Origin of the sequence: Acinetobacter sp. YH12064 (assembly GCF_013419735.1) — a bacterium.
Lineage (GTDB): Bacteria > Pseudomonadota > Gammaproteobacteria > Pseudomonadales > Moraxellaceae > Acinetobacter > Acinetobacter amyesii.
The window spans coordinates 21824-38094 of sequence record NZ_VOZP01000020.1; the positions used below are offsets into that span (position 1 = coordinate 21824).

A 16271-nucleotide genomic window follows, 5' to 3' on the forward strand; every position below is an offset into this window, starting at 1 on the left:
TGTCCTTACTTCACTCGTTGCCCAGTAATTTCATCAAAGAAAGCTTTGTTATCAGGTTTACGACCTAAGAAATCATGCACCAGTTTTTCGGCTTCATATTGACCACCTTGCGACAAGATCGTTTTACGGTAGCGTTGTCCCACTTCAGGGTTATTTAGGTTATCTCCAAAAGCAGACAACATATCGAGTGCCATCACTTCAGACCACATATAACCATAATAGCCAACTTGGTAACCGCCCATGATGTGGTTGAATTGTCCTGGGAATTCAGTGCTTGGGACATAGCCTAAAGCTGTCTCGCCTTCCATTTTCTTCCAGACATCTAAGGGTTTAACACTCAAAGCATCTGATGAGTGAAGTGCCATATCATATTTTGCATACAAGGCTTGACGTGCATAATGCAAACCACGTCCATAGCTATGAACCGCTTTTAATTTATTAATCAGTGCGTCATCTACAGGTGGACATGCTGGATTACAGTAATTTGCGAGTGTAGATAAAGTTTCTTTACGACGCGCCCATTCTTCATACATTTGTGAAGGTGCTTCTACAAAGTCGCGCTCTACTGAAGTCCCCGATTGGGATGCATAGCGTGTATTGGACAAAATACCGTGCAAAGCATGACCAAACTCATGAACAAAGGTTTCAAGTTCATCACTATTTAGACCTTTACGGTTAAAATTAGTCACCAAAGCAGAAATCGGTTTACGCTTAGTCAAGGTACTACCACCTTTTACGCCCCAAACAGCCGCATGACCATACTTCCCTTCACGTGGGTATTTATCGATATATAAACCACCAAGCAACTCACCGGTCTTTTTATCTTTTACATCGTAATATTCAACTTCTGACTGCCAAACATCGACTTTCGCAGGCTTAAATTCAATACCATAAAGGTCAGATGAAATGGCAAAAATCCATTCTTGAGATGCTTGGGTTGGGAAATAGTCACGCAATTTTTCTTGATCGATTTGGTACTTTTCTTTGCGAAGTTTTTCACTCCAGTAACTCTCACTCCAGCGATTGATTTCAGCTTTTTCGAGTGGAATTTTCAGGCTTTTCGCTTTGAACTCACGTAAAGTCTCAACTTCTTTTTTCTCTAAAGGTGCCACCGTTTGATGAACATCGGCTAAGAACTTATTCACTGTTTCAGGGTCTTTTGCCATACGGTGTTGCAACACCCATTCGGCATAGCTTTTTTTGCCAAAGAGCTGCGCAATTTCATAACGTAAATCCATTGCTTGCTTTAACAATACTAAGTTTTTCTCAGTACCACGACGCGTGAATGCAGTTTGGTAACGCTTACGCGCATCATCGCTTTCTGCTAGTTCCATAAATGGACGGTATTCTGGGTATTCAAAACCGAGCAAATAATTGCCCTTTTCATTTTTCTTTAAGCCCGAAATATAGCTGTCTGGCAAGCCTTTCAACTCCGCCGGTGTAAACTCCAGTTTTTCTTTATTATCTCGTACATTACGCGCATATTCTTGTTCAATTTTTGCTAATTCATCAAAGATAGCTTTCAAACGAGCACGTTTTTCAGGTGTAAATTGTACCCCTGTATTTTCAAAACCATCCAAGATGTCTTGACGCATTTTTTTATCAATTTCGTCATTGGTTTTGAGTTTTTTAATTTGCTCGTAAAGTTTTGGATTTTGATAAACCGAAGTTTGAAACTCCATAATTTTAATTTCACAATCTTCCGCCGCCTTACGTAAAGCCTCATCAGGATCGACGTTACTATATAGTCCGATTGGTCCATAAAAATCTTCAAATTTGGCAAAAATTTGATCCCACTCCGCCAAAACAGGTGCTGCTTTTGCATTATTTTTTATCTTTTTTTGCTCAAATGCCGCTAAATCTGTTTTCACTTGCTGAATTTTGGCATCACACAGCGCAGGTATTTCTTTGGCTTGGAACTTTGGCAAAGTACTCCGTATTGAATCTTCGGCTTGAACGAATTGGCTAGCGCCGATCATCAACATACTGAGGGTGGTGAGTTTCAAAGCTTTATTTTTCATAATTTCTCCAGTTTTGTTCCATTTTATTTTTTCGGGTCAATATCGATGTACATCCATTCTGTTGCCAAAATTGGATGCTTTTTATAACCAATCACGCGTGGTTGCGACAACACACTACGGTAACGTGCATAATTAATTTGGACAGGCATATACACTTCTAATATGCGTGACATTTTCCGATAGATTGCATCACGCTCCGGTCCCGGTTTCATACGCTGCGTCTGTTCATATAAACGGTCGTATTCAGGAATTTTTGAACAGCCGTTGTTGGTGACATTGATATTTTTGCCATAGAACAATTGCATAAAATTGTCTGCATCTGGATAGTCTGCGATCCATGCAGATGCTTTAAACATGGTTTTACACTGTTTTTCGGCTTTTAAAGCTTCTGCAAATGGCATCGACTTTGTTGTCATTTTAATTTTGATGCTATCTAAAGTTTTCTTCCAAAATTCGCCCAACTGCTGACTACGGCTACTATTGCCCGATATCGTCATTTCAATCGTAAGCGGTTTACCATTCGGTTGAGTACGCCAGCCATCTGCGCCGACTTTATAGTTATAACGATCGAGCAATAAATTTGCCGCTTTAACTGAGTATGGAATACTCGACTTATAATTCGGGTCATAGCCGACAACGCCGAGTGGAATTGGGCTTTGTAATTTTTGTGCATCACCATTCATCAAAATTTTGATTTGATTATCTGCTGAATAAGCCATCGCCATTGCACGACGTAATGCAATTTTTTCTTTACTAAAACCTCCAACCACAGGGTTTTGCATATTCCAATAGTGATAGTCGATAGAGGGGTCAGAAATCCGCGACATTTGGATGCCTTTTTTAGCCAACTCAGGCTTTAGCTCTCCATCTTTTAAGGCTTGTACCGACAAATCTCCATCTAGTACCAACAAATCCGCTTCATTTTTTGCAAAGGTCAACCAACGTGATTGTGATTCTTCCATCACCTGAATATCAATCACGCCAATTTGCGGCATTTTTTTGCCTTGCATGGCTTTTACAATCTTTTCATCTTTGGCATCTGATGCTTTAAAGTCCCAGACAAAGCCACGATAGTTTGGATTGGCCTTTAAAATAATTCGTGAACCAGGTGTCCAGCGTGTCAAAATATATGGCCCTGTGCCCACAGGTTTACCCATCACAAAACCCGCTTTGTCTCGATATTTTTCGACCACTTCACGTGCCATGGCCGAGGCAGGTTGATGAGCCAATAACATTGGAAAGTTTTGATCTGGAGAATTTAAACGAATGACTAGGGTATACCGATCAGGGGTTTGTATGCCTTCAATGGGCGCATCATAATCAAACTTACCTGTTTTTTTTGCCTTTTCTAAAACCTTCTCCATCCCTAAAATACGACCATCAAGTAGCCAACTGTTTGGTGAGCGAAGTTGCGGATCGACTAAACGTCTAAAGGTATATGCATAATCAGCCGAGGTTAACTCTCTTTTCTTGCCCTTAAATACAGGATCATCAGCAAAATAAATGCCTTTTTGCAGGCGAATGGTATAAGTCAAACCATCAGCACTGATTTCCGGCATGGCAGCAGCCGTTTTAGGAACCAACTTTGCTGGTGATGCTAAATAGTCATAAGTATATAAGGTTTCAAAGATTGAGGTATTCACATGTGCAGAATACAGATCATGTACGCCAACTGGGTCAAAACCTGTTTCTGCGACAGGGAAAATATGACGTAAAACTTTATTTGGATCTGCTGGATTCTTTGCCAATGCTAATGTCGGCATCGCACTGAACAACACTCCCCCCATCAAACACGCTGTAGCAAATTTGGTGAGCGTAAAATTCGAATTTCGCTTCATTGTAATCCTGACTCAATTATTTTTTACTAGGCTGAATATCGAGATATTGCCAACTGGTGTTCATCATTGGATGTGTTTTATACCCCTGAATTTCAGGGTGAATTAACCAATTACGAATCCGTGTAGAATGGATAATCCAAGGGTTATCCGCTTCAATTTGACGGTTCATTTTTTCATAAAAAGGTTCACGATCTTTAGGTTTCAACACAATAGCTTGCTTATATAATGCGTCATAAGCTTTAGATTGATAACAACTTAAATTCCCTTGTCCTGAATTTGGCCCATATAGTAATTGAGCAAAGTTCTCCCCTTCAGGATAATCTGCAATCCACGCTCCAGACCACATCATATATTTACATTGCATTGCTTCTTTTAAATTGTCAGCAAAGTTACTGACCTTAAACTGTACCCGTATCCCAATGGCATCGAGATTTTTTTTCCACAACTCAGATTGAATCACCGATTTAGAGCTATTTTCAGTATTTATTTTTAAGATCAACGCTTTACCATCGGGCAAGGTTCGATAACCATCAGCACCTTTCTTATACCCAAATCGATCCAGTAATTTATTGGCCAGCAATGGGTTATATCCCAAACTACTGCGATATTTTGGATTAAAGCCACTCACGCCTTCTGGTAAAAACATTTCAGCCTTTACGGCCTGCCCTTGATATAACTGTTTAATCGATTCAGCTTGATTGTATGACATGCTGATGGCACGGCGTAAAGCGATCTTTTCAAGGCTTTGACCACCGACAAGCGGGTCTTGCATATTGAACATGCTGTAGGTGATTTCAGCGTCTTTATTTGGATAATGCTTAATGCCGAGCTTTTGCATATCAGGCTTAAGTTTATTTTGAGAATCTAAGGCTTGTGGGACAGCATTTGAGGTCAATTTATCAAAGTTTAGCTGCCCTGTTTTAAATGCTAACCACCGTGACTGTTCTTCTTCAATAATACTGACGGAAACCTTGCCGATTTGTGGCATTTTCTTCCCGTTCATTTCTTTAACTAACTGATTGTCCCAAGCGGTGCCTGTCGATTTAAAATTCCAGACAAAACCACGATAATTCGGGTTTGCAACCAATTCTATCTTGCTACGTGGAACATATTTACTGAGCTGATACGGTCCTGTTCCCACAGGATGCTGTGCAATTTTATTGCCATAAAATTCAACAACTTCTTTTGAAATTGCACCAAACGTAACATAGGCCAAAATATATTGAAAATTATAGTCAGGGCGCGTCAAAGTAATTTGCAAAGTATAAGGATCTATCGCTTTTAGGCCGGCAATAGCCGCATTGTAATTAAATTTTCCTGACTTCTTTGCATCCGCAACGACCGCATCCCCTCCTAAGATTTTGCCATCAATAAATGAATAGGTCGGAGAACGGTTAGCTGGATCTAAAATTCGTTGAATCGCGTAAATGTAATCTTGCGCAACTAGCTCGCGTTTTTTTCCCTTAAAGGCTGGATCATCTGAAAAATGGATGCCTCGTTTGATTTTGAAGGTATAGACTTTTCCTTCTTGTTCAATCTTTGGCATCGCTTCAATAGTATTTGGAACAAGAACAACAGGACGTGCTAGATAGTCATATTTCAATAAGGGTTCAAAAATGGCTTCCGCAATATTGCCACTATAATAATTATAGGTTTTGACCATATCAAAACCATCATCCGGTGCTTCAAATGCAATATTTAAAACTTTATTCGATTGTGCAGAAGCTTGAACCTCGGCCATCATCCCTGTTGAAATTAATAATGCAAGGAGCGCTATTTTAAATTTTCTAGTTTCCAAACCTTTTCCTTTCTGATGATTTTTTAATAATACAAAGCCGCAAGCAGACTTTAAATAAAGCCACCTTTACTAAAATAAAATGAACCAGTTTAAATTAAGTTTTAAACGTAGAACTTAATACAGTAATTAATATAAAGCGAAATTCATGCCACCACTCCTTGGTTGAAAGTTATCTGAATTAAATATCCTTTTAAATTCATTTTTTAAGATAAATTTATACTAATAGCGACTTTCCGAGTAAAGCTCGTTTTTATCAAAAATTCAACTCTTGTTGTTGAACGCATCCAAGCATATTTTGCACAAATATAATACATTCCTGATTCATAAGGGATCACCTTCAGATGAAATGACAAGTCATCAGCATATAAACCAATGAATTATATGTTTTTATTTTTTATTTATTTCACTGATTAATCTTATAAATCAAACACATAAATATGAATTATTTCACACTTTTTAAGGTTTAATTCGCATCTAATCATGTTTTTAAAAAAAATTTTGATCAAAAGTTAAATTCCTGATAAAACCTAATTAAAAGGATAACTTTAAAAAAAATATACTTACCGTTCATCTTAAAGTTCTCCACTTTAAACTCAATAATGTAGATATTTATCAGTATTTTATATTTGAAAATAAAATTTAAATATAAATTTGGCACTTGAATTGCTTAAAAAGAATCAAGCAATATCGCTAACTACAACAAAAAGGAATACTTTTACTATGAAAGAGAAAAAAAATGCTAAATCTGTGGGGGGCACACCATTTAGCAAAACAATACTTAAATTAAGTACTCTTAGTTTAAGTATGCTGTGTTTATCTTTAGCGCATGCAGCAGAAACAAATGAAGAAGAAACAGTTAAGCCAACGAAAGTAGCCAAAGTAACTGTGACTGGTTCATCCATTAAAGGGGTTTCTGCTCAAAGTTCTTCACCTATTACAGTCATTAAAGTTGAAGAATTAACTAAACAAGGGGTCACAACGACTGAAGAAGCCTTAATAAAAATTAGTGCGAACCAAGCGGGCTACAGTACAGCGCAAAACGTTGGTGCAAGTAATACATCAGGCTCAACAGCGAACTTACGTGGGCTAGGATCAGATAAAACCCTTGTCCTACTTAATGGACGTCGTTTGGCTTATAGCCCATTTAGTACCTCTGAGACCAACTTAAATACCATTCCGCTTGCAATGGTTGAACGTATTGAGGTTTTACGTGATGGTGCCTCTGCAATTTATGGTGCAGATGCAATCGCAGGTGTAATTAACTTTATTACCAAAAAGCAATACACAGGTTTAGGTATTAGCGGTGGTTTGCTCAAACCTGAGGATAAAGGCGGCGAAGAATACGATGTTTCGATTTTTGGTGGCTATGGCGACTTAGATGAACAAGGTTTTAACGTTTATGGCGCAATTGACTACCGTAAAGCCAAAGAAATTATGGCAAAAGACCGTAAAGTCAGCCGTCGTGGTGGCCTTCTACCTGAGTTAGGTATCGATGCAGGTTCAGCAAATGGCTTCCCTGCTAACTTTCTTGATCCAAACGGCGGGCCTTTAGATGCTGACGGAAATCCTGAAGGTGTATTAGCGAACCCGTATGGTGGTGCAGCGAATTGTAATAATTTAACCAATGTCACTGAAGATGGCGGACTCTGCTTCCTCAATACGCAAGCTTTAATTGGTATTCAGCCAGAAACTGAGGACTTGTCTGCAATTGGTCGTGCAACCATCAAACTTAGCGATAACTTCAACGCTATTGGTGAATATGTCTATGCAAAAAGCAAAGTGACGACTTCTATTGCTCCAGACGTATATAGTCGCTCTGTCACGATTCCTAAAAGCAGTCAATATTATCCAGGCGAGGGTATTACCCCTGGTGTTGATGGTCTAAGTGGTGATCCATTACAACTTTACTTACGCTCTCAAGCGGGCAACCGTGTTTCACAATCTATCAATGAATCTCATCGTATTTTTGCTGGACTTGAAGGTGAAGCATACGGTTGGGATATCAACGGTGGCGTAACTTACGCAAAAGGCGAAGCATCAGATAGCTTTGTTAGTGGATACTTAAATCGTAACAAACTACAAGAAGGATTAAATGACGGCACAATCAACCCATTTGGTCCATCTGCAGATGCTAACGTTTGGACCTCATTAAATGTGAGTGGTACAACAAACGAAGCAACACTTGATTCCACAACATTTGACTTTACCGTGAGCCGCCCGATTTACACCTTACCAGCTGGTGATGTTGGTTTTGCATTTGGTGGAAGTTTTACAACTCAAGATTGGGAAGCAAAAGTAAACTCTGAGTTAGTACGCCTTGTACCAGGTAGTGGTATTGACCCTGACAAACCTCTGAGTAAAGGTGACCGAGATATTACTGCCGCTTTTGCTGAGCTTCAAATTCCAATTACCAAAACAATTGAAGCTCAACTTGCAGCACGTTATGACGACTACAGCGATTTTGGCGACACTTTCAATCCAAAAGTCGGTATTCGTTGGGAACCAATGAAGCAACTTATGTTCCGTAGTACCTACAGTACTGGTTTCCGTGCTCCAAGCCTTTGGGAAATTAATGCGCAACAAAGTAAAACCTACACTGGCGCAAAATATAACGACCCTGTCCTTTGCCCAGGCGGTAAACCAACCTCAACTCAATATCAAACCGAATGTAATACTCAGTTCTACCGTATGCAAGGTGGTAACCCAGATCTTCAACCAGAAGAATCTAAAACATTTACAGCCGGCTTTGTTTACGAACCAATTAAAAACTTAGTTTTAGCTGTTGATTATTACAACATTGAAATTGACGAATTAGTTGGCCAAGTGGGTGAAACTTCAATTTTTGAAGATCCTGAGAAATATGCTTCATTATTCGTGCGTGGTGCCGATGGTCGTATTGAATACATCAATACCATTCTAATGAATACAGGGGGTATTAAAACTCAAGGTATCGACATTAGCTTAGATTATCTTTCACCATTAACCGCGACAGGTCGTTTCGGCTTTGGCATTAATGGTACCTATGTCATCAAAAATGACTATCAAGAAGAAAAAGATGGTGCTTGGGAAGGCTTAGTTGGCGTGTATGACGATCCAGCTGTTTTACGTTGGAAACACACAGCAAATCTAAACTGGAGTTATGAAAACTGGAAAATGATTTTTGAACAACAGTTCTTCCGTGGTTATGACGACCAAAACCAAACTGGGAAAGCACAGTTCGACAAACATCGTGTTCCTGACTACACCCTTTATAACATTGCAACAACTTACAGTGGATTTAAAAACTTAGAGCTCACTGGTGGTATCAAAAATATCTTTGCTGAAGAACCTGCAGCATCGAACGTTTTAGATAACTTCCAATATGGCTATGACCCACGTTATAGCGATCCTACTGGTCGTACATTCTATGTCCGCGGTACTTACAAGTTCTAAAAGCTAAATTTGCAAGTACGATTCCAATAGGAATCGTACTTGCACTATTTATTTAATTAATTAGTCAAACATAAAAAATGCAAAAAACACTTATATCTCAAGTGCCAATTTCACTATTGATTGTTTGTCTCACATTTCAGGAGTAGTAATGGGCAAAAGCTTTTCCGAATTAGAAAATAATTCCGGCAAACGCCTGATCGGAATTGGGGCAGTCATTCTTCTGCATCTCATTGTACTCTACGGATTAATTACTGGCCTGTCCAAAAAAGGTGAGAAAACTGTAGAAGAACCTGTTGAATTAATCATTATTCAAGATAAAAAACCTGAGCCAGAAAAACCGAAACCAATTGAAAAACCACCTGAATTACCAAAACTCGTTAAGGAAGTGCTCAAAACACCAGACCCTCAACCTGAACAAAAGGTCGTTGAAAAAGCTGCACCAACTCAAACAGTTAAAGCCGTTTCAACACCTACGCCTACAGCTTCCCCATCTCCTAGTCCTTTGACAGCACCAGCACCTGTAGCTGCAGCAGCTCCAGCACCTGCGCCTGCACCCAAACCTGCTGGGGAAACACGTGGTGCATCTGAGGGTAGCGTTGGATGTAAAGAACCAGATTACCCTCGTGAAGCTGCAATGGCAGAAGAAGTAGGAACTGTCCGCATCTCTGTATTGGTTGGGCCTGACGGCAGTGCGAAACAAGTGAAGGTCAAAAAATCGAGTGGTACTAAATCTCTAGATAAGGCTGCTAGCAAAGCATTCAGCTTATGTACATTTAAGCCTGCACTCAAAAATGGTGAGCCAGTTGAAGATTGGTTTGATATTGAATACGAATTTAAACTTGATTAATGAATCTACAAAAATTTGGAGAATATAAATGAATAAAATGATGAAATCTGCGCGTATTTTTGCATCTGCTACAGTTTTAGTAACAAGTACATTACTCCCACTGCAAGCAGCATTTGCTGAAGAATCTGCAAATACTGCAACAACACAAGTAGAAACTACGAATACAACAAATACACCTGCACCGCCACCAATGCCTACAGCAACCAAAGAAGTCTATAACCCGTATGGCTTAGAAGCACTATGGCGTGAAGGTGACATCGTTGCTAAATCGACACTCTTTATCTTGGTCCTGATGTCGATTGGAACTTGGTACATCATGGTCACTAAATTTATTCAACAAGCTAAAATTAAACGTCAAGGCAAAGAAGCCGAAGCTAAATTTTGGGATGCTGCTTCAATTGATAGCGCAGCAGAAACCTTAGACGAATCGAGTGCATACCGCTTTATTGCAGAAAAAGGCATTAATTCAACCAAAAAACATGGCGGTAATCTGCTGGAACGTATCGACTTCAACACATGGGTGACTATTTCAATCCAGCGTGCTATCGATAAAATTCAAAGCCATTTAAGTGGTGGATTAGCTTTTCTCGCAACTGTCGGTTCGACTGCACCATTTGTGGGTTTGTTCGGTACAGTTTGGGGTATTTACCATGCTTTAACGGCAATTGGTATTTCAGGTCAAGCATCTATTGATAAAGTTGCAGGCCCAGTCGGTGAAGCCCTAATTATGACGGCAATTGGTTTGGCTGTAGCAGTACCTGCGGTTCTTGGCTACAACTGGTTAACGCGTCGTAATAAAGCAGTTCTAGATAATGTTCGTACCTTTGGTTCAGATCTACACACCGTACTTTTAAGCGGTGAGATCAAAAACAATAATAACGACACAAAATAAGAGAGGCATCAGCCATGGGAATGATGGTCAATTCAGATGGTGACGAAGATGATGTAATTTCAGCCATTAATACAACACCTTTGGTTGATATTATGTTGGTGCTGCTCATTATTTTCTTAATTACAGTACCTGTTGCAATCCATACAGTTCCGGTGAAGTTACCTGAGGAAAAAAACACACCTTATGAAACTAAACCGATCAATATTCAGATTGCTGTCAATAAAAATGGCGATATCTTCTGGAATGAAAAATACATTGCAGATAAAGACACGCTGATCAGTCGACTACAAGCGGAAGCTAAAAAGCGTCCGCAACCTGAAGTTCATATCCGTGGCGATCAGGTGACAAAATATGAAGCGATTGATGAAGTCATTAGTGCAACACAAGCAGCAGGAATTGGCAAAATTGCTTTTGTCACGACTCCTGTTGCCGCACCATAATCGGATGAGGGACAAGGTATGGGAATGAATGTCGGTTCCGATAAAGACGATGATGTTATGTTGGACGTTAACATGACGCCATTGATCGATGTGATGTTGGTTTTGCTCATTATGTTTATTATCACAATTCCAATTCCAAATAACTCGATCAATATTGATTTGCCAAATGGTACGCCACCGCCAACCAATGAAAAGCCGCCTGAGCCGGTCACCTTACGCATTGATGCGCAGGGTAAATTATTTTGGAATGGTCAACCCGTTGCCAATAAGCAAGCTTTAGAAACACTTTTTGCTGGTGTTGCACAACAAGCAGATCAAGATACGATCAAAGTGCAACCTGACAAAATGACAGAATATAAAGATGTCGCTATGGTGATGGCAGCAGCACAACGTTTGAATGTCAAAAAAATTGGTGTCTCAGCAAATCAATAATTGCTCTCCAACAAAAAAAGCCAACTGATCACCTCAGTTGGCTTTTTTAATTCTTCACAGAAATCTATACAGTTAGTGACTCAGAAAGAAACTCTTATTATTTATTAAGTATTTTTCTGCTTCCAAAATTCATATAGCTCATGATCACAGTTTGGCTTTAACTGACTAAAACTCAACCCTTGCTGTTCATGTGGTTCAAGTCTTAATTTTTCGGCAATCTCTGCTGTAGATAAACCATAGGCTTCTGCATCAGCATTTGAATAAGCATATACAATTTTTTCAACTCCAGCCATTCGCAGAGCCGCCAAACACATTGGACATGGTTGTCCGCTCGCATAAACGACACAGTCCTTCAAAGACGTCGTATTTAAATTTTGTGCGGCTTGTCTTAATGCATTTAACTCGGCATGAGATGTCGGATCGCCCGAGATTAATATTTCATTCACCCCTATACTCACCACAGCACCATGCTTAACGATCACAGCACCAAATGGTCGCCCACCTTGCTCAATATTTTCTTTCGCAAGTTGAATCGCAAGTTCTATAAACGCATGATCCGTCATAATTACACCCCATCATTGTCAATATATAGAGTTAGCCCATTATGCCAATACAGGAACATCAATCCATAATGCTTGTGGAAAGTGTTTCGCTAAATATGCTTTTAAATATTCAGCAGTATCTTTAGAAATCAATGCATCTTGCGATTCATCATTTAAATTATAAGCGAGTGCATAAAGCACTAAGCCACGACTTTTTAATGCTTCCAAACTTAAAATCGTATGGTTAATGCTGCCCAAACGACCTGATGTCACCAAAATAACGGGATATTGTTTCTCTACAACATAGTCGATGGTTAAAAGATCCGTGGTTAATGGCACCATCAACCCACCCGCACCTTCGAGTAAAACGTTGTCATATTTTTCAGTTAAACGTTTTGTCGCGTATTCGATTTTAGCAAAATCGATTTCACGCCCATCGAGTTTGGTAGCGAGATGTGGCGACGCAGGATAACTAAATATTTCAGGCATCGTGAGTTTGGTTTCATCTTCGACCAACAACCCCGTACCCATAATTTGACGATGTTGTTCTATATCCTCAGAAATATCGACATTGCCTGTTTGGATCAACTTTTGCGTGATCGTTCGCGCCCCTTGTTCATTCCATATTTTAGCCAAATAGCCCGTGGTATATGTTTTCCCGATGCCTGTATCGATCCCACTAATGAAATAAACTTGCCCTGTCATGGCATTCTCCGTGCAATACAAAAAATCGGATGATAGGTCAGTGCATAACGCATCTGCCCAGATTCATCACGCAAAGAAAACTGTTGATATGCTGAATAAAAATCAAAGAGCGATTGTTTCGTCCAACGAAAATGTGAGGCTGTCGCAGTCACACCTGTCGCTTTTAAATGCTGCAAAACCTGCTTTGGATGATCAAAATATAATGCCGCTGTCTGCTCTGAAAGATGCAGAATTTCAAAACCATTTTGACTTAATATGATTTGAAGCATATCAACATCGAGGTAGTCCAAACCCTGCCCAGTCAAAGCTTTTATTTCCTGTAAATTCTGCTGTCCAAAGGTCGAAAAACAAAAATATGACTCTGGATTTAAACTTTGAAAGGCTTTTTCGACAATGCCTGCAAAGTTCCCTACCCATTGCAAAGCCGAACTGGATGCGATCAAGTCGATATGCTGTGGAAATTCAAGTTGTTCGATATCTCCAAGCCAGTACTGAATCTGCGGACTTGATGAAAAATGCTGTTGAATTTCTGCATATAGATCATTTAAAACCAAATGATTGATTTGCATATTTTCCAGCATCAAATGGCTTAAATTCCCCGAACCACATCCGATTTCAAAAACCGTTTCTACAGGATGATTTTGCAACTTTGGACAATACTGCTGCATTAACTCAAATACATGTTGAGCAATCTCTTTTTGTGCAACGGCATGTTCAGCATAGCTCTGCCCTGCCTGAGCAAAGCGCAACGCCACTTGGGATTTATCAATCTCAATATTATTCACAAGTCACTCACAACAATTGAGTCAACTGATCAAGATCTGTTTGTGTAATCTGAGCAGTGAGTGAAATGCGTAAGCGCGAACTATGCTGCGGCACAGTGGGTGGACGTACAGGCATGATATAAAAACCTGCCGTTTGCAATGATTGAGCCTTGGCAACTGTTTTATTCGACTCGCCAATAATGACGGGCACAATATGTGATGTAGATGGACAATCAAAACCTTTAGCTTGCACAGCTTGCTGCAAACTTTGACTGATTTGTTGTAAATGGTGACGCTCTTCTTTTAAATTTAAAACGTTCTTGAAAATAAAATCTGTCCAAGCCATACAGATCGGGGGCTGTGCGGTACTAAAAATCAACGGTCGCATCGAGTTAATCAAATAGTCACGAATAATCGCATGACAGATGAGATACCCCCCTATTGAAGCCAGTGCTTTACCAAATGTCCCGACTAAAAGATCAATATCATCAATCACTTGATATTGTTCAGCACAGCCTAAACCACGCTCACCGCGTACACCGATTGCATGCGCCTCATCGACATACAACATCACTTTGGGAAATTGTTTTTTGATCCGTACCAGTTCAGCCAAATCGGTTTCATCACCATCCATACTGAAAATCGATTCAGTCACCACAATGATCCGCTCAAAAGCCTCATCTTCATGATATTTGCATAAAAGCTGAGAAAGATGCGCCAAATCATTATGGCGATAACGTACATATTTCGCACTCGATAATCGGATGCCATCAATCATACTGGCATGAATCAGCTTATCCGCCAATATCAAGGTTTTACTGTCTGCCAGTGCAGGTAAAATCCCGATATTCATGTGATAGCCGCTATTAAATAACAGTGCTGATCGGCCATGAAAGGCATCACTTAATGTTGATTCAAGTTGTTCATATTCAGGAAAGTTTCCCGTCAGTAACCGCGAAGAGGATGAACTCATCCAACGCTGTGCGTTCGGGGTTTCATCAAAAAACTGTTCACGTAGATGTAGGTTTGAAGCCAGACCTAAATAGTCATTTGACGCTAAATTCAACATATTGTGATCGTGAATACTGATGCAATGATCGTGCTGAAGATTAGAAGTGAACTGACGTAAGTTGCCTTGCTGTTTCAGTTGATCAAGTTGATCTGAAAAATGGCTAAGCAGATTCATACCGACTGCCCCATGTTTTTCACCACCTCAACCATGTGTTCTAGCAAAATTTTTAATTCATACTCAGAAATAATATAGGGTGGCATCACATAAACCAGTTTCCCAAATGGACGAATCCAAATACCACGACGAACAAACTCCTGTTGTAGCGTTTTCATATCTACATTGAAGGTCAATTCCACCACACCAATAGCACCAAGTATTCGCACATCTTTGACATGTTCAAGCGATGAAAGTGTTGGTAAATGAAACTTCAATTGAGCTTCGATACGTCGAATATTGGCTTGCCAATCTTGAGAAAGCAGCAGTTCGGTACTTTTTACAGCCACAGCGCAAGCCAAAGGATTTGCCATAAAGGTTGGGCCATGCATAAACACACCCGCTTCGCCTTGGCTGATCGTATTCGCAACTTTCTGCGTAGTCAGGGTTGCAGACAAGGTCATATAACCGCCTGTCAGTCCTTTACCAATACACATAATATCTGGCTCAACTGCGGCCCATTCCCAAGCAAAGAGTTTTCCTGTTCGCCCGAAACCTGTCGCGATCTCATCGAAGATCAACAAGATATTGTATTTTTCGCAGAGTAATTTAGCTTGACGCAAATATTCAGGATGGTAGAAACGCATGCCTCCTGCACCTTGCACAATCGGCTCTAGAATCAATCCCGCAATATTTTCATGCTGTTCTGAGAGAGTCTTTTCTAGTTCAGCAATATCCGCAGGATTCCACGCTTGCTCAAAGCCAATTTGCGGCGCAGAAACAAAAATTCGATTGGGCAAACTTGGGCCAAAAATTTGATGCATCCCAGTCACGGGATCACACACAGACATCGCATTCCATGTATCTCCGTGATAGCCCGAGCGTGGTGTGACAAAATTGGTTTTATTCGGTTGATGTAAAGATGCCCAATACTGCACTGCCATTTTCAAGGCTACTTCGACAGCAACCGAACCTGAATCGGCAAAGAAGATTTTATCTAAACTGGGCGGGGTGATTTTTAACAGTAATTTAGCCAGTTGAATCGCGGGATCATGTGTCAATCCACCGAACATGATATGTGACATCTGTTGCAGTTGATCGGTCACTGCCTGATTTAGCTCGGGATGGTTATAACCATGAATTGCACACCACCATGAAGACATACCGTCAATCAATTGACGACCATCTTCAAGCTCAATCATTACCCCTTGCGCACGTTTCACTTTAAACGTTGGAAGGGGCTGAGTCATCGATGTATAGGGATGCCAAATATGCTGCTGATCAAATTGTAGATCGGTTAAATTGGCCATCCCTCACTCCATGTATCAGGCTTAAACATCAATGAGGCAAGATGTTAAACCCATGGCAATGAAAAATAAATTGCCATAAAGCCCA

The 16271-nt window shown here is 40.1% G+C and carries 13 protein-coding genes; 5 read left to right on the forward strand and 8 right to left on the reverse strand.

Going from position 1 to position 16271, the window contains the following annotated elements:
• Positions 1 to 5 precede the first annotated feature (5 nt).
• The 3 genes from FTU13_RS15940 to FTU13_RS15950 form a co-directional block, all read right to left on the reverse strand.
• A complete protein-coding gene (locus FTU13_RS15940; protein WP_078190068.1) occupies positions 6 to 2021 on the reverse strand; it encodes a M3 family metallopeptidase in 2016 nt (671 codons plus the stop codon).
• A gap of 23 nt (positions 2022 to 2044) precedes the next feature.
• Positions 2045 to 3808, reverse strand: coding sequence for an ABC transporter substrate-binding protein (locus tag FTU13_RS15945; protein ID WP_373423847.1), 1764 nt, complete (start codon positions 3806 to 3808; stop codon positions 2045 to 2047).
• A 67-nt stretch (positions 3809 to 3875) separates the two neighbouring features.
• The gene (locus tag FTU13_RS15950) at positions 3876 to 5603 is read right to left on the reverse strand and encodes an ABC transporter substrate-binding protein (RefSeq protein WP_180128855.1); all 1728 of its coding nucleotides are present in this window, start codon (positions 5601 to 5603) and stop codon (positions 3876 to 3878) included.
• Between the two features lie 774 nt (positions 5604 to 6377).
• Between FTU13_RS15950 and FTU13_RS15955 the strand changes: the two genes are divergently transcribed.
• The 5 genes from FTU13_RS15955 (at position 6378) to FTU13_RS15975 (ending at position 11700) form a co-directional block, all read left to right on the forward strand.
• Positions 6378 to 9089, forward strand: coding sequence for a TonB-dependent receptor (locus FTU13_RS15955; protein ID WP_180121262.1), 2712 nt, complete (start codon positions 6378 to 6380; stop codon positions 9087 to 9089).
• A gap of 148 nt (positions 9090 to 9237) precedes the next feature.
• Positions 9238 to 9936 (forward strand): energy transducer TonB, encoded by a 699-nt coding sequence (locus tag FTU13_RS15960; protein ID WP_180128842.1) that lies wholly within the window; start codon positions 9238 to 9240, stop codon positions 9934 to 9936.
• Between the two features lie 28 nt (positions 9937 to 9964).
• Positions 9965 to 10828 carry a MotA/TolQ/ExbB proton channel family protein gene (locus FTU13_RS15965; protein WP_078194237.1) on the forward strand — a complete coding sequence of 288 codons (864 nt, stop codon included), beginning with the start codon at positions 9965 to 9967 and terminating at the stop codon, positions 10826 to 10828.
• A 14-nt stretch (positions 10829 to 10842) separates the two neighbouring features.
• A complete protein-coding gene (locus FTU13_RS15970) occupies positions 10843 to 11268 on the forward strand; it encodes a biopolymer transporter ExbD (protein WP_078190074.1) in 426 nt (141 codons plus the stop codon).
• Positions 11269 to 11286: 18 nt separating this feature from the next.
• Positions 11287 to 11700: a biopolymer transporter ExbD gene (locus tag FTU13_RS15975; protein WP_078190075.1), complete on the forward strand. Its 414-nt coding sequence runs from the start codon at positions 11287 to 11289 to the stop codon at positions 11698 to 11700.
• A 104-nt stretch (positions 11701 to 11804) separates the two neighbouring features.
• On the opposite strand, the gene FTU13_RS15980 is transcribed toward FTU13_RS15975, so the two are convergent.
• The 5 genes from FTU13_RS15980 to bioA are packed head-to-tail and all read right to left on the reverse strand — an operon-like array spanning position 11805 to position 16186.
• The gene (locus tag FTU13_RS15980) at positions 11805 to 12263 is read right to left on the reverse strand and encodes a nucleoside deaminase (RefSeq protein WP_180128841.1); all 459 of its coding nucleotides are present in this window, start codon (positions 12261 to 12263) and stop codon (positions 11805 to 11807) included.
• A 39-nt stretch (positions 12264 to 12302) separates the two neighbouring features.
• The gene (gene bioD / locus FTU13_RS15985) at positions 12303 to 12947 is read right to left on the reverse strand and encodes a dethiobiotin synthase (protein ID WP_180128839.1); all 645 of its coding nucleotides are present in this window, start codon (positions 12945 to 12947) and stop codon (positions 12303 to 12305) included.
• A complete protein-coding gene (bioC, locus tag FTU13_RS15990) occupies positions 12944 to 13732 on the reverse strand; it encodes a malonyl-ACP O-methyltransferase BioC (protein ID WP_180035869.1) in 789 nt (262 codons plus the stop codon). The genes bioD and bioC overlap by 4 nt, the downstream gene beginning before the upstream one ends.
• Before the next feature lie 7 nt (positions 13733 to 13739).
• The gene (locus FTU13_RS15995) at positions 13740 to 14897 is read right to left on the reverse strand and encodes an 8-amino-7-oxononanoate synthase (RefSeq protein ID WP_180128838.1); all 1158 of its coding nucleotides are present in this window, start codon (positions 14895 to 14897) and stop codon (positions 13740 to 13742) included.
• A complete protein-coding gene (bioA, locus tag FTU13_RS16000) occupies positions 14894 to 16186 on the reverse strand; it encodes an adenosylmethionine--8-amino-7-oxononanoate transaminase (RefSeq protein WP_180128837.1) in 1293 nt (430 codons plus the stop codon). Before bioA ends, FTU13_RS15995 begins: the two co-directional genes overlap by 4 nt.
• Positions 16187 to 16271 lie beyond the last annotated feature (85 nt).

Excerpts from the sequence above, each read along its gene's own strand:
- FTU13_RS15950 (WP_180128855.1), bottom strand. The coding sequence starts at position 5,603 with ATGATGGCCGAGGTTCAAGCTTCTGCACAATCGAATAAAGTTTTAAAT.
- FTU13_RS15940 (WP_078190068.1), bottom strand. The coding sequence starts at position 2,021 with ATGAAAAATAAAGCTTTGAAACTCACCACCCTCAGTATGTTGATGATC.
- FTU13_RS15960 (WP_180128842.1), top strand. The coding sequence starts at position 9,238 with ATGGGCAAAAGCTTTTCCGAATTAGAAAATAATTCCGGCAAACGCCTG.
- FTU13_RS15995 (WP_180128838.1), bottom strand. The coding sequence starts at position 14,897 with ATGAATCTGCTTAGCCATTTTTCAGATCAACTTGATCAACTGAAACAG.
- FTU13_RS15955 (WP_180121262.1), top strand. The coding sequence starts at position 6,378 with ATGAAAGAGAAAAAAAATGCTAAATCTGTGGGGGGCACACCATTTAGC.
- FTU13_RS15980 (WP_180128841.1), bottom strand. The coding sequence starts at position 12,263 with ATGACGGATCATGCGTTTATAGAACTTGCGATTCAACTTGCGAAAGAA.
- FTU13_RS15975 (WP_078190075.1), top strand. The coding sequence starts at position 11,287 with ATGGGAATGAATGTCGGTTCCGATAAAGACGATGATGTTATGTTGGAC.
- bioA (WP_180128837.1), bottom strand. The coding sequence starts at position 16,186 with ATGGCCAATTTAACCGATCTACAATTTGATCAGCAGCATATTTGGCAT.
- FTU13_RS15970 (WP_078190074.1), top strand. The coding sequence starts at position 10,843 with ATGGGAATGATGGTCAATTCAGATGGTGACGAAGATGATGTAATTTCA.
- bioD (WP_180128839.1), bottom strand. The coding sequence starts at position 12,947 with ATGACAGGGCAAGTTTATTTCATTAGTGGGATCGATACAGGCATCGGG.
- FTU13_RS15965 (WP_078194237.1), top strand. The coding sequence starts at position 9,965 with ATGAATAAAATGATGAAATCTGCGCGTATTTTTGCATCTGCTACAGTT.
- FTU13_RS15945 (WP_373423847.1), bottom strand. The coding sequence starts at position 3,808 with ATGGGGGGAGTGTTGTTCAGTGCGATGCCGACATTAGCATTGGCAAAG.